The organism is Dactylosporangium sp. NPDC049742, assembly GCF_040674675.1.
GTDB lineage: Bacteria > Actinomycetota > Actinomycetes > Mycobacteriales > Micromonosporaceae > Dactylosporangium > Dactylosporangium maewongense.
Window position 1 is genome coordinate 143,481 of record NZ_JBFANF010000012.1, and the last position, 13,089, is coordinate 156,569.

Here is a 13,089-nt window from a genome sequence, read left to right on the forward strand (position 1 = left end):
GACACTCGGCTGTACCGCATCATCGCCGGAGAGTCCTACGGTGATCCCTCGCCGCCCTTCCGACGCAGCAAGGATCCGACGACCATGCGGTTCGTGCTCAACGGCTCAGCCATGCACCTCGACGCGGCCAAGGTGACCAGCCGGCTGCGCGGCGTCCATCCAGAGCCGGTCCGCCAGCACGGCGTCCGCATCGGTGGCGTCGTGTACCCCGTCAAGCAGGCCTTCGAGCTCGCCGCCGGCGTGCCACGCACCGAGTTCACCAGCCACACCGCCCTCAGGCACCTGCGGAGCCTCGGCCTGGAGATCGTCGGTCACACGGTGGACGTCCCCACCTCGCGGCAGCCGGCCGTCACGACGTCATCGCCCTACCGCAGCTGGCCGTGGGAGGGTGCGGTGCAGTCGGCCTTCGCCGCACTGCTCTTCCGCCACGGCTGGTCGATCGCCTCGATGGCCGACACGGCGACGAAAGCCCCTGGCGTCGACGTGGTCGCCTACAAGGATTCCCGCCACCTGGGCGCGGAGGTGAAGGGCTGGCCCTCGGCCGGCTATGCCGATCCTCGCCGGGCCGGCGAGGTGAAACCGACCCAGCCCAGCACGCAGGCAGGGCACTGGTTCAGCCAGGCTCTGCTCAAGGCCACCATGCTGCTGGACAGCCACCCGGGCCACGAGTCGCTGATGGTCCTGCCGGACTTCCCGCGCTACCGCGACCTCACCACCCGAACCCGCTCCGGCCGCCACGCCGCGAACATCCACGTCGTCCTGCTCGACCCGAACGGCACCTTCACCAGCGAACGCTGGGCCCCCTGAACGCTCTGGAGGTCGCATGACGCTCGACGTGACGAGCTGGCTCTACCCCATCAACCCTGACAGCGGCTACGTGTTCATCGAGCCAGGAACCGGCGAGGAATCCCCGACCACTCCCGAGAACCTGCTGCAGTCCATCGAACAACGCCCTGACGTGGTGGACTCCTTCATGCTGAGCACCGGATACCGAACCATGCGACCGGGAGACGCGATCTGGGTGTACGCAGCGGGCGCGGGTCGGCAGATGATCTGCGCGCTGGGCCGGGCCATCGACATCTACGAGGACCCTGACGACGGTTGGCGGGTGGATCTCATGTGGGACGCCGACGCGACCCGCGCGCTGATGGGTCCACATCCGCTCCGGCGTGACGAGTTCCTGCAGTTCCCACAGCGTGCCGCGATCCGCGCTGACGACCATGCCCAGGCCGTCTTCGCTCGATGGCTTCGCCAACGCGGCCGCGACCTCCGTTACCCAGACGAGAACTTGGCGCTCTCCACCCTCGACGCCAGACTCCGGGTGCTGACGAACGTCGTACGACGGCAGGGACAGCACACCTTCAGGGGCCGGTTGCTGAAAATCTACGGCGACCATTGCGTCGTCACGGGTCCGAATCCTCGCGAGGTCCTCGATGCCGCGCACATCGAGCCGTACCTCGGGGTCCACAGCAACGACGTGCGCAACGGCTTGCTGCTCCGGACCGACCTGCACACCCTCTTCGATCTGCATCTCATCGGCGTCGATTCGGCCAACCGGCTCGTTGTCTCCAGCCGGCTCGACGGGACGCCGTACAGCGCGCTGCACGGGACGGTGCTGCGCACGCCGAACCCGAAGAAGTGCGGTCCGGCGAAGCAGAGCCTTGCCGCCCATCTCAGCCGGCTTCAGAAGTAGCGGGGTGCGGGCGGGCGAGCCACAGGCCCGTGCCGTACATGGCCAGGCCGAGGGCGATGAACGTGCCCGCCACCGCGTACTGGAAGCCGGCCGGCATGTACGTCGCCAGGAACCAGCTGTGATTGAGCTTGTCGTTGGCGACGAAGATCGTGGCGAGGATGCCCTGTGGGACCAGGGGGATGGCGCCGAGGCCGAAGCACCAGCCGGCCACCGCCTTCTGAGTGTTGGTCAGGTGGTCGAAGCGCAGGGTCTTCTGCGTGACCGGTTTGCGGCCGGTGCGCATCGTGTCCAGCAGCTCGGGACCGTGGGACGCGAGGCGGCGCTCGGCCAGCGAACCGAAGAGCCAGAAGCACGCCGCGCCGGTCAGCAGGCCGACCGCCACGCCCGCCCAGCCGAACCAGATCGCGATCAGCGCGGCCGGGGTGGCCGTCAGCAGGACGAGGGCGATCATCAGGTACGCCAGGCCGGTCAGGCCGCCGTCGTCCTCGCTGGTGCGCAGGGGGTTGCCGGCGCGGCGGTGCGGGTCGGTGCCGGGGACCAGGGCGTACACCGAGACGAGCGGGATCAGGCCGGCGGCGCCGCCCAGCAGCGCGGGCAGCAGGGCGAGGACCAACGGCCACGGGCCGCCCGAGACCGCCGTGAAAACCAACGTCACGAGGATTGCCGGCGGGGCCTGGACGGAGAGGAACGCGAGCTGGCGGCCCCGGACGTCGGACGCGTTGGCGAGCAGGGTGAGCCACAACGCCGTGCCGTCGGTGCCGTACAGGTTGGAGGACATCGCGGCGGCCATGACGACGAAGATGGGGCCGGCGTAGGGCAGCATGCCGTTCCAGCCGATGAGCAGCGGGCTGGCGGCGAAGCAGACGCCATAGGAGAGCGCGAACGCCAGCTGGTGGTTGCGGACCAGGTCACGCGACCAGGTGAGCAGCTCCTTCGCCACGACGGCGCCCGCGGCGGACGCGGGCCGCACGGACCACGCACCACGGCCGGACGACGGGCGGGAACGCCGTCCGAGCAGTGCCGCCCAGAGCGCGAGCAGCACCAGTACCGACGCCGCCAACGCTGCGAGAGCCCACCAGTGCCCCCGGGCGGCCTGCACACCCCAGGACGACGGAAGATATCCAACGAACGATGGAATTCCGGTCTCGCCGAACGCGGCGAAGAACACCCAGACCTGCCCGAGCGCCGCCAGGATCGCCCCGTTGACGAGGCCGGAGCCGACCGCCCCGGCCCGCGACCGCAGCGCCAGACCGACGACCGCCACGCACACCTTCGACAGCAGCACGAAGACCGCGAGTTGCAGCAGCGTCGCCGGTACCGCCAGCAGCACCGAACCGGAGTGGATTCCAACAACGAGCAGACCGAGCAGCGCGGTGAACGACACGAGCGGCGCGACACCGACGAACGCCGCCGTCAGCAGGCCCATCGCCAGGCGCCGCCGGGGCAGCCCGAGCAGCGCGAAGTACTCCGGCCGGACCGTCTCGTCGCCGCCGCCCATGAAGACGGGGCCGAGCATCCAGCCGAGCATCCAGACCGCGTACCCTGCGGCGAGCAGGTCCGCGTCGAGGAAGGCCAGGTAGATCGTCCCGGCCGCCAGCACGGCTCCGAGCAGCGCACCAGTGCCGGCCGTCTGCGCCCGCGGCCCACGGAAGGCGTGCCGCAGGATGGCGAACTTCATCTGCGCCATGGTCACTTCGACAGCCACGACAGCTCCTTCTTGGTCTGCTCGGAGCCCACCAGCCCGACGAACGTGTCCTCCAGCGACCGCCCGCCCCGCACCTCGTCCAGCGGCCCGGCCGCGACCACCCGGCCCGCATCGACGACGGCCACGTGATCGCAGAGCTGCTCGACCAGCGCCATCACGTGACTCGACAGCACGATCGACCCGCCACCCGCGACAAACCCACGCAGGATGGATTTGATGGTCGCCGCCGACACGGGATCGACCGCCTCGAACGGCTCGTCCAGCACCAGCAACCGCGGCGCGTGCAGCAACGCCGTGGCCAGCCCGATCTTCTTCCGCATCCCAGTCGAGTACTCGATGACCAGCGCCTTCTCGGCGGCATCAAGCTCAAGCACGGCAAGGAGCTCATCGGCCCGCTCGGCGACGGTCGCTCGGGGCATGCCGCGCAGGAGCCCGATGTACGTGAGCACCTCCCGCCCAGTCAGCCGCTCCGGCATGGCGAGCCCGTCGGGAAGGACGCCGACCAGCGCCTTGGCCCGCGCCGGCGCCGACCAGACGTCCGCCCCGAAGATGCTGGCGGTGCCACCATCGGGCCGCAGCAACCCGACCGCCATCGACAGCGTCGTGGTCTTCCCCGCCCCGTTCTGCCCGACCAGCCCGTAGAACGACCCCCGCGGCACCACCAGGTCAACCCCGGCCACGGCGACCTTGTCCCCGAACCGCTTGACCAGCCCCCGAACATCCAACGCCGTTTCCATGCCGACGACGCTACGGACGGATCGACCCCAGCGGATTGTCCCTGCCTACCTGCCGGGGGTGGGGATAACTACACCTCTACGAGCAGCGGGCGGGCTCGAAGGTCTGGTGGCCGCGGCCTGACTGGCAGCGCTGGGTGCGGTCGCCCGAGACGAAGCGGAACCGGCCGTCGGTCTCGCGGTGCAGGGCGACCCGGTAACGCATCGCCTTGATGGAATCGTCGCCGAGTTTGGTGAGGGTCACGGTCAGGACCGGGTCGTCGTCGGTCTTGTCGCGGTGCAGGAAGATGTCGACCGGGCCGTCGAAGCCGCGGTTCAGGTTCAGCAGTTCCGCCACGGTGCTGTCCGCCGCCTCCGCCCAGGCCGGTGCGGTGGCGTCGATGTGGGCGTTGAAGCCGGGCGCTGCCAGTACACCTCCCGCATCCACGGTGACCTGGTCCGGCCATGGCGTGCCGGGCGCCTGGGTCGCAGGCGGCGTCCACGGAGCCGCGCCGGGCTGCTCGATCGGGTCGCTGCAGGCGGCGAGGAGCGCGATCAGGACAAGAGGCATCGCTCGGAATTTCACGGGAACAAAGACGCTCATGAGCGCGGGTAGGTTTACACGAGGTCTGCGAGCAGGGTGTCGGTGAGGCGTTCCTCGTGGACGGCGGCGTCTTCCCGGTGCATGGCTGCCGCGAGGTCCGGGTCCCACCACGTGGCAGTGGGCGCGCCGGTCAGGCGGTGCGGCGGGGTCTGGGGGTCGCGGGTGGCGCGGACCGCGGCCTCGTAGTCGGCGGCGCCGAAGCGCCACGGAAACGCACCGGTGCGGCGCATGACACGGCCGGCGATGGCGACGCCCGGCCAGTCGAAGTCGCCGTGGTACTGCAACCTCACGCCGTCGAGAGTGGCGAGGGCGTCGAGGAGGGCGAGGGTGACCACGGTCGGGTTGCCGAGGGTGCAGATCATCGCGGCGGGGAGTGTGAGCTGCGCGGCGGCCTCCAGGATGCGCGGGTTCTCGCACACGTACACGGCCTGCGGTTCCAGCGCCAGTGGCAGGAGCCCGCGCAGGTCGCGCAGGGTCAGGTGGGTTTCGGCGTGCGACGAGGCGCGTTCGCGCAGCTGACGAGCCTGCCAGCCGTCGCCGAGCGGGCGCAGGCCGTACGTGAGGACGGTGGTCGCCACGGTGTCGCCGGCCACGCCGGCGGACTCCCACAGCGCACGTCGCTCCACTGCCGAGCCGGGCGCTGGGGAGGCCGTGGCGAGGGCGATCCCGCGCAGCACGAGGCGGTTGAGCAGCGTGTCGTCGTCGAGGCCGTGGGCGGTGCCGGTGACCTGCTCGGCCAGCTCGCCGCGGGACCACAGCCGCGACGTCTCCCCGAGGACCAGGCCGAAGACCGTCACAGCCTGAGTGAGCACCGCGGGCGACGGGAGGCGGCCGATGATGCCGCTGCGCCAGACGGCGTCGAGCCAGTCGGTCACCCACTCCTGGCCGTCGAGGCCGGCCTCGGACGCGGTGGCCAGGACCTGTCCGCGCAGCGCGGCTCGCCGGTCCCGTTCGGCGGCGGCGTCGGCGCGGCGGTCGGGGACCGGGCCGGTCACCGCCTCGACGACCTCGACGAGGCCCGTGCCGGCGGCGCTGGAGCGCAGCAGCCGGTCGAGGGCGGCGAGGTCGACGGTGACCGAGGTGCCGACCGCCCGGCCCAGCAGCTGCCCGACGGCGTCGCGCTCCTGCAGGGAGCCACAGTGGACGGTCAGCCGGCCCTCGGCCCGGCGGCCGTTGCGCTGCAGCCGTCCACGAACGACAGTCCATAGCGGACTCAGCGACGGGGAGCGCAGCCACTGCAGCGCGACGGGCGGGATCATGCGGGCAGGACCGCGCGGCGGCTGCCGTCCCAGCGGAAGTGCAGGGTGGCGACGCCGGGCTGGGCCGGGTCGCGGAGGCATTCGTAGATGCCGAGCGACGGTACCTCCGGGAAGCAGCCCCACAGCCGTTCGCTGGTGAGGACGGCGTCGAGGTCGAGGGCGACGAGCAGGCCCAGCAGGCGGCCGTGCGTGGGCTCGTCGACCTTGGCGAACGCGTCGTCGAGCAGGATCAGCCGCGGTGCCGGCGGGTGGGCGTCGCCGACGGAGGAGAAGTGGGCCGCGGCGGCGGCGAACAGCACCAGGTAGGACACGACCCGCTGCTCGCCCTGCGACATGGCGGTGCGGGCCGACAAGGTCCGCTCGCGGTCCGGGTTCGCCTGGTCGGTGACCTTGACGGTGAACGTGAACCACTGCCGGTAGTCCAGCGCGGTCCGCAGGTGCACGGCGTAGCCGGCGGACGGGTCGCCGCGGCGGGCGTCGTCGACCCGGCGGGCGAGGACCTCGCGGAGCCGGTCGTTCTGCTCGCGGGTCCGCAGCGCGAGCGGCGTCCTGAGCAGCCCGACAGCCGCGCGGGTGTCGGCGTCGGCGTCGGCACGCAGCGACCACACGAGCCGGGCGCCGAGGCCGTGCGAGGTGCGGACCTGGGCGAGGGTGGCGTTCATGCCGTTGACGAGCGTCTCGGCGGCGAGGATCTGCCGGGTGAGCGCGTCGCCGAGCTCGCCGAGCAGGAACCGCTCGAACGCCTGCCGCTCCCGGTCCGCGACCGCCGTCCGCTTCTGCTCGAGCTCGGCGCCGAGGCGGGCGGTGGCGTGCGCGACCGGGTGCTGTCCGATGTCGTCGGCGATCTCGACGACCTTGACGCCGTCGCGGTCCTCCCAGATCAGGTCGTACCCGCCGGCGAGCCGCCCGCGCACGTCGATGTACTTGAGATGCAGCGCGTTCTCGCCGACGTCCGTCCGCCGCGGGCCGAGCGCGTCGGCGAGCTTCGCGGCGAGCCCGTCGAGCCGGGCGATGCGTTCGCGGGGTGTCTCGGCGACGTCCGGCGGCACCGCGACGTCCTCACCGAGGTCCAGTGCGGCGGCGACGCCCGGCAGCGTCATGATCCGTGGCAGTGCGGTGCCCGCCTGCAGCGCGACGCGCTCCTGGTCGGCGAGCCGGTCCCGCGCCTCGTCCCGGCCGTGCTCCGCGGTGATCCGTCGGTCGCGGCTGCTCTGGTACTGGCTACGCAAGGTCGGCAGGCGCTGCTCCGCGTCGCGCAGCCTGCTCTCGGCGGCGGCCTCCCTGGCCATGACCTCGGCCGCGTCGGCGTGCAGCGACTCCTGCAGCACGGCCAGCTCGGCGGCCGCCTCGGCGTGCTCGGTGGCCGCGGCCGTCGCCGCCTCGGCCGCCTCGTCGACCCGCTGCCGGGCGGCGGTGATGCCGTCGAGGTGCTCCGTGGAGCGGTGCAGCAGCTCCAGGAGGCCGTCTGTGTCGCGGCGGTGCCGGGGCAGCTCGTCGGCGAGCCGCCGCAGCCTGCCGTCGACGCGGGTCAGGTCGTCCGGGTCGCCCGGCAGGAGGTGCGCGTCGGCGGCGGCGGTGACCTTGCGGCGCTGCGCGGCGGCCTCAGTGGCGAGGTCACGGGCCCGCCGCCGCGCGTCGGCGACCTGCGCGGTCAGCGCGGTGACGGCGGCCTGCCCCTCGTCGCGCCGAGCTTGAGCGGTACGCAACGGCTCCGCGTCGGGAAGCGCGGCGAGGAGCCGGTCGAGGTCACCGCGCAGGGTCGCGACCTCGGCGAGGTCCCGGTCGATCCCGTCGAGGGCGGCGACGCCGTCGTCGATCTGCGCCTGCAGCTCGGCGAGCCGCCGGGCGCGCAGGGCGGCCCGGTTCGCCGCCCCGACGTACTCGGCCGCCGGCTTCCGCCACGCCCCGTGCGCCACCCCGAGCCGCCAGCTTCCGTCCGCCCCGATCCAACTGCGGTCATCAGCGACGCTGGGTGCGGCCGAGGCGCCTGCGCCGACCGCAATAACGCCAGCAACGCCCGATCCATCCGCAGAAACGCCGCCCGCACCCGCTCCACCCCCGGAAACGCCGCCTGCGCCCGCCGCTCCAACCTGGGGGACGGCGTCCGCGGAAACGCCGGCGCCGCCTGCCTGGACCGCGGGTGCGGCGTCCGCGCGGAAGCCGATGGCGGCCAGGAGAGCGGTCACCTCGCCGGCGCCGGGGACAGGAACCAGCGCCGTGCCGAGCAGCGAGTCCTGGACGGGCGGGCCGGGGCGCAGCAGCACCTCGCCGGTGCCGGGCGCGACAAGAGTGCCGGCGGCGGTGACCTCCCCGTCGAGCAGGCCGCTGGCCTCCAGCGCCGCTTCGATTGAGGCCCGTCGCGTGTCGTCGAGCCCGTCGGCGAAGTCGACCAGCCGGTACAGCGGCCGCTCGGCGGCAGCGTGCGCGAACCGGGACCGGGGCGGTGCCGGATCCGTCTTCGCCGCCCACTCCTGATGCTCGGAACGGAGGGCCGCGAGCCGGTCCGCCGCCCGGGTGCGCTCGTGCAGCAGCGTGTCGCGGCGATGCTCCAGGGCGGCACGGACCGGGGCCAGACAAGCTTCGGCCGCTTCCCGTACCGACGCCGGAGACTCAGCAAGGAGCACCGGTGCCGCATCGATCCCGGCCGCGGCCACGATCGGGTCCTCGGTCCAGCGCCGCACGGCGGCCGAGTAGGCGTCGGCCGCCGCCTGCAGCAGGGTGGCGAGCACGTCGAGGCGCTCGCGGGCGGTGCCGAGCTGGCCGTCGAGCAGTTCGGCGTCGCCGGCGGCGCGGGTGGCCTGCTCGGCGGCCCGGGTCGCGCGGCGGATCAGGTCCTGCAGGTCGGCGACGGCGCGCCGACGGGCCGCCACCGCCGCCTCGGCCTGCTTGCTCTGGTCGCGGTACGTCCCCAGCTCCCGCGAAGCGTCCCGCACGTCGACGGCGCGGACCTGCAGGCCCGAGACGGCGACGTACCGCAGCGCCGGTGCCACACCGAGGTGGCCGACGTCCAGCCCGGCCTCGCCGGCGACGTCGCGGAGCCGGCCGTGGTCCTCCCGTAGCCGCGCGGACGCCGCGGCGATGCGGTTTGACTCGTCCTCGAACTGGGCGACGAGGTTGCCGAGGCTGCGCTCCTCGGCGGCCGCCTGGCTGGCGGTGGCCCGGGCCGCGGACCGCAACGCCTGCACCGCCTGGCGGCGCTGGGCCAGGTCGCGCACCGCCCGGTACGCGGCGCTCTCCCGCACGGCGGTGAGCTCCGCCCGCGCCTCCCGCCCGGCCAGCTCCAGCGCGTCGGCCGCGGCGGCGGCGACCCGCTCCTCGTCGACGGCGGTGGACACCTGCCGCTCCTGCTGCCCGGCCTGCCGCCGCCGGTCGCGCAGCTCCTGCAGCGCCTGCTGGACGGCGCCGACGCGGGCGCGCAGCTCACCCTGCAGATAGCCGCGGTAGCCGGTCATGAGGTCGGCGAGCGCGCCGTGGGTGCGTTCGAGCCGGCCGAGGTCCTCGCGGACGGTCTCCAGGTCGTCGAGGTTGTGCGCGACCGAGTCGAGCACGTCGTCGTCCAGCGGCGGCAGCGCCTCGCCGAGCTCGGTCGCGAGCTGACCGGCCTCGATCCGGTCCCCGATCGTCGGCCTGCGCAGCCGGTACAGCAGGTGCACGAGATTCTGGTAGCGGCCGGCGTCGTTGACGCCGAAGAGTTCCCGCCCGACGCGCGCCCGGTAGTCGCGCGCGCCGGCGATGACGGCGCCGTCGCCGAGCCGCTCCCGCAACCGCTCCAACGGCAACGGCTGCCCGTCGACGACGAGCGCGACGTCGACCCCGACGCGCAGTGGCGTGATGAAGTACTGCAGCCGCGCCTCGCCCGTCGCGGACGACCAGCGCACGACCGCGCCGAGCGTCAGGTGCCGCTCGCTGCCGTCCTCCGCCTGCCGCCGCAGCTCCAGCCACAGGAACCCCTGCCGGTTGACGCCGGTGGCGCCCTCGCCCATCAGCCAGCGGAACGTGGTCTTGCCGGCCCCGGTCGCGTCGAGCCGCTTCACGTCCCCGTCGAGCAGGAACGGCAACAGCATCTCGAGCGCCTTCGACTTCCCAGCGCCGTTCTTGCCGCGCAGCAGCAGCCGGCCGTCCTCGAACTGGAAGATCTGCTCGCCGTACTGCCAGACGTTGCAGATGCCTGCCCGGTGCAGCTGAAACCGCGTCACCGCTGCCCCTCGCTCTCGAGCACCGCGTAGCGGGCCGCCGCCGCGAGCAGCACCAGTGTGCCGTCGGGTGCGTCGCCGCGGGCGTTGCGGGCGTCGACCGCGCGTCCGGCGGCGACGTCCTCGTCGGATTCGCCGTCGGCGACCGTCGCCCCCGCGCGGCCCAGCAGCCCGAGCTGCGTCAACAGGTCGACGACGGCGTCGCTCAGTGCGGTGGGGTTTCCCGTGTACGACCCGGCCCACCGCCTCGAGTGCCGCTCGATCAGCCCCGCGAGGATCCGCTCGACGAGCCCGTCCGGCACTGGGACGCCCACCGCCAGCGGCCCGCCCCGCGACACGGCGGGCGCGAGCTCGCGGACCAGCGCCTCGACGGTCAGCAGCGCGGCCTGCGCGACGGTGCCCGTTCCGGGGAAGTCCACATCGGACAGTTCATCGTCGGGATCGAGGAGCGCGGCCCCCTCGGCGCGCAGCTCGGCGTGCAGGCCCGTGTAGTCGGCGAACGCACGCTCGTCGCGGCGCTGCTCCTTGCGCAGCCAGACCCGCTCCTTCGCGGTGAGGTCGTCCACGTACACGACCGGGCACTCGACGAGCCGCCTGCGCACGGCGTGCCGGGCACCCCCGGGCCCTGCCGCGGCCGCGGCCGCGATGAACTCCTCCGCGCTGCCGGCCCTCCCGATCGGCGCGGCGAGCAGGTGCGTCACCAGGTCACGGTCCACGGTGAGCAGCGCCTCCTCCTGATCACCGTCGACGGTCCCCTGCTCTTCCACCAGCACCCGCCACCGTACGAGCTGCCGCAGCGCCGTCGTCAACGCCCGTCGCTCCACCGGCCGGTCCACGTCCCCGAGGTCGATCCCGGCCTCGACGGCGGCGCTGCGCACGTCTGCCACGAGCTGCGACAGCAGCAGCTGCTCGGGCCCGGTGAGCAGTACCGCCGCGGTCAGTGTCAGGTACGCGTAGGACCGCGGGGTGAACGGCCCAGTCGGCCGTAACAGTGGCCGCCCCTGCCCAACCGGCAGGCCCGTCTTGAACAGCCGGGCGAAGCCGGCCTCGACGACCAGCCGGTATCCGAGAAACTGCCCGAACCAGCTCTTGAGCCAGTCCGCGTGCCGCCGCACCAGCGGAAACTCGTCGTGCGTGGGGTGCAGCAGCGGCTGCCCGAGCAGCGCCCGGACGGCCCGCCGCCGCTCCTCGGCGAGGGCGATGTCGTGCTCGTGCTGATCAGCCATGCCCGCTCCCCGTCCGCTCGGGGTTCGTCCGCTCGGGGTTCGTCCGCTCGGGCTCGCGACCGACGAAGTCGGGCTCGGAGTTCGTCCGCTCGGGCTCGTGACCGGCCATGCCGGGCTCGCGACCGGCCAGATCCGGCTCGCGACCGGCCATGTCGGGCTCGTGGCCCGCGATCAGGATCGCCAGGTCCTCAGCGGTGAAGTCGCCGCCGGCGGAGCGCAGGGTCAGCGCGTGACCCGGCTTGGTGGTGAGCTCGCAGCGCAGCCCCAGGTCGATCGACACGGTGACCGCCGTCCCCGCCGCGGGGTCGCCGGCGCCGAGGGCCTGTGCCATGAGCTCCAGCAGCAGCTGCATCGCCGGCCCGGACAGCCGCACCGCGGACAGGTCGGCCGCCGCGGACAGCAGCTCGGCCGCGGCCCGGACCCGTGCGTCCTGCGCGGCGGCCGCCTGCTCGACCAGCAGCCGCTGCTGCGCGCTGCGGTCCACGATCCCGCCAGGCCGACCGCGCGCCGCCCGCTCGCCGCGTTCGCGCAGCGCCACCGGCACCGTGACCGCCGGCCGCGACCACCAGCTGTCGGTGGCCGGCACGACCGCCTCCGCGTCGGCGGCCAGTCCGAGGTGCCTGCTGCCGTACAGGCCGAACGCCGCGGTGAACAGGTCGGCGGCGATGCCCGCGTCGGCCGCGTCGAACCAGGCCGCCAGCCGCAGCAGGTCGCGGCGCCGCGAGGTGGCCTGCCCAGACGAGCGGATCATCCGTTTCGCGTTGGCCAGCAGCGACTGCAGCGCCCGCAGGGTCGCGTCGCGCAGCTGGTTGACCTCGCTGCGCCGCCCGCCGGTGTCCTCGAACCAGGCCCGCAGCGCCACCCAGTCGTCCAGCGAATGCCCGCGGGTGCGCTGCACGACGACGCCGAGGTCCTTCGCCGCCTCCGCCAGCCCGCCCTCGTCGAGCCGCTCCAGCAGCCCGTCCAGGTGCGGCCAGATCCGCCGCAGGTGGTGCTGGATCCGCGGCGACAGCAGCACCACCTCCTCGGTGATCGACTCGACGTAGTCCAGCAGCAGGTTCTTGAACCCGGCGTATTCGCTGCCGTCCAGGTCGTACCGCGCGAGCACCTGCCCCAGGTAGGCGTAGAAGTCGCGGACCGAGTCACGGAACTGCCAGAACTGCGCGAACACCGCCGCGACCGTGTCCCGCGCCCGCACCATGTCGGCGCCACCGGGATCTTCGAGCAGCTCGCTCAGCGCCGCGAGCCCGGTCGCCACCAGGCCGAGCAGCTCCCTGCTGATCTCCCGCGCCGTCTCGGCGCTGGCGAGGACCTCGTCGACCTGCCGCTGCACCCGCTCCCCCAGCGGCGACAGCTGATACCGAGACCGGGTCCGCTGATACTCCTCGATGCTCTTCACCCGCACCGAGTGCGAGCTGGGCAGCAGGTTCCCCCACGCGACCAGCTGGTTGAGCCGGCTGACCGCCGTGTCCAGCGGCAGCCCGTCGATCGCCTCGACCACCTGCTGCGCCGACAGATCGGTCATCAACGAGGCGCTGAACAGCCGCATGATCGCCAGGTAGGTGCCCCGCTCAGGCACGGTGAGGTACGTGTACGCCTCCAGCCGCTCCAGATCCTCGGGCACCCACACAGGATAGTGGCCACACAGCCGATCCAACCGACCGTTGCCGATCGATCACTCCTCGCTACCATTGAT

Annotated in this window: 9 protein-coding genes; 2 read left to right on the forward strand and 7 right to left on the reverse strand. The window is 73.1% G+C overall.

Going from position 1 to position 13,089, the window contains the following annotated elements; translation table 11 throughout:
* Positions 1-84: 84 nt before the first annotated feature.
* Positions 85-807 (forward strand): hypothetical protein, encoded by a 723-nt coding sequence (locus tag AB0J72_RS17800; RefSeq protein WP_363399919.1) that lies wholly within the window; start codon positions 85-87, stop codon positions 805-807.
* 16 nt (positions 808-823) lie between these two features.
* Positions 824-1,693, forward strand: a complete 870-nt coding sequence (locus tag AB0J72_RS17805) for an HNH endonuclease signature motif containing protein (RefSeq protein WP_363399921.1) — start codon at positions 824-826, stop codon at positions 1,691-1,693.
* Here the strand turns inward: AB0J72_RS17805 and AB0J72_RS17810 are convergent.
* The 7 genes from AB0J72_RS17810 to AB0J72_RS17840 form a co-directional block, all read right to left on the reverse strand.
* The gene (locus tag AB0J72_RS17810) at positions 1,674-3,398 is read right to left on the reverse strand and encodes a hypothetical protein (protein ID WP_363399923.1); all 1,725 of its coding nucleotides are present in this window, start codon (positions 3,396-3,398) and stop codon (positions 1,674-1,676) included. The genes AB0J72_RS17805 and AB0J72_RS17810 overlap by 20 nt on opposite strands.
* Positions 3,383-4,135 carry an ABC transporter ATP-binding protein gene (locus tag AB0J72_RS17815; protein WP_363399925.1) on the reverse strand — a complete coding sequence of 251 codons (753 nt, stop codon included), beginning with the start codon at positions 4,133-4,135 and terminating at the stop codon, positions 3,383-3,385. The genes AB0J72_RS17810 and AB0J72_RS17815 overlap by 16 nt, the downstream gene beginning before the upstream one ends.
* A 76-nt stretch (positions 4,136-4,211) precedes the next feature.
* A complete protein-coding gene (locus AB0J72_RS17820; protein ID WP_363399927.1) occupies positions 4,212-4,682 on the reverse strand; it encodes a hypothetical protein in 471 nt (156 codons plus the stop codon).
* Between the two features lie 47 nt (positions 4,683-4,729).
* Positions 4,730-5,974 (reverse strand): TIGR02679 family protein, encoded by a 1,245-nt coding sequence (locus AB0J72_RS17825; RefSeq protein WP_363399929.1) that lies wholly within the window; start codon positions 5,972-5,974, stop codon positions 4,730-4,732.
* Positions 5,971-10,170: a TIGR02680 family protein gene (locus AB0J72_RS17830; RefSeq protein ID WP_363399931.1), complete on the reverse strand. Its 4,200-nt coding sequence runs from the start codon at positions 10,168-10,170 to the stop codon at positions 5,971-5,973. Before AB0J72_RS17830 ends, AB0J72_RS17825 begins: the two co-directional genes overlap by 4 nt.
* The gene (locus tag AB0J72_RS17835; protein ID WP_363399933.1) at positions 10,167-11,393 is read right to left on the reverse strand and encodes a TIGR02678 family protein; all 1,227 of its coding nucleotides are present in this window, start codon (positions 11,391-11,393) and stop codon (positions 10,167-10,169) included. The genes AB0J72_RS17830 and AB0J72_RS17835 overlap by 4 nt, the downstream gene beginning before the upstream one ends.
* Positions 11,386-13,017, reverse strand: coding sequence for a TIGR02677 family protein (locus AB0J72_RS17840; RefSeq protein WP_363399935.1), 1,632 nt, complete (start codon positions 13,015-13,017; stop codon positions 11,386-11,388). Before AB0J72_RS17840 ends, AB0J72_RS17835 begins: the two co-directional genes overlap by 8 nt.
* Between the last annotated feature and the right edge of the window lie 72 nt (positions 13,018-13,089).

What these genes read in the sequence shown, in the direction of transcription:
- AB0J72_RS17800 (WP_363399919.1), top strand. Translation starts at nt 85, where the DNA reads ATGCGGTTCGTGCTCAACGGCTCAGCCATGCACCTCGACGCGGCCAAG.
- AB0J72_RS17805 (WP_363399921.1), top strand. Translation starts at nt 824, where the DNA reads ATGACGCTCGACGTGACGAGCTGGCTCTACCCCATCAACCCTGACAGC.
- AB0J72_RS17815 (WP_363399925.1), bottom strand. Translation starts at nt 4,135, where the DNA reads ATGGAAACGGCGTTGGATGTTCGGGGGCTGGTCAAGCGGTTCGGGGAC.
- AB0J72_RS17820 (WP_363399927.1), bottom strand. Translation starts at nt 4,682, where the DNA reads ATGCCTCTTGTCCTGATCGCGCTCCTCGCCGCCTGCAGCGACCCGATC.
- AB0J72_RS17825 (WP_363399929.1), bottom strand. Translation starts at nt 5,974, where the DNA reads ATGATCCCGCCCGTCGCGCTGCAGTGGCTGCGCTCCCCGTCGCTGAGT.
- AB0J72_RS17835 (WP_363399933.1), bottom strand. Translation starts at nt 11,393, where the DNA reads ATGGCTGATCAGCACGAGCACGACATCGCCCTCGCCGAGGAGCGGCGG.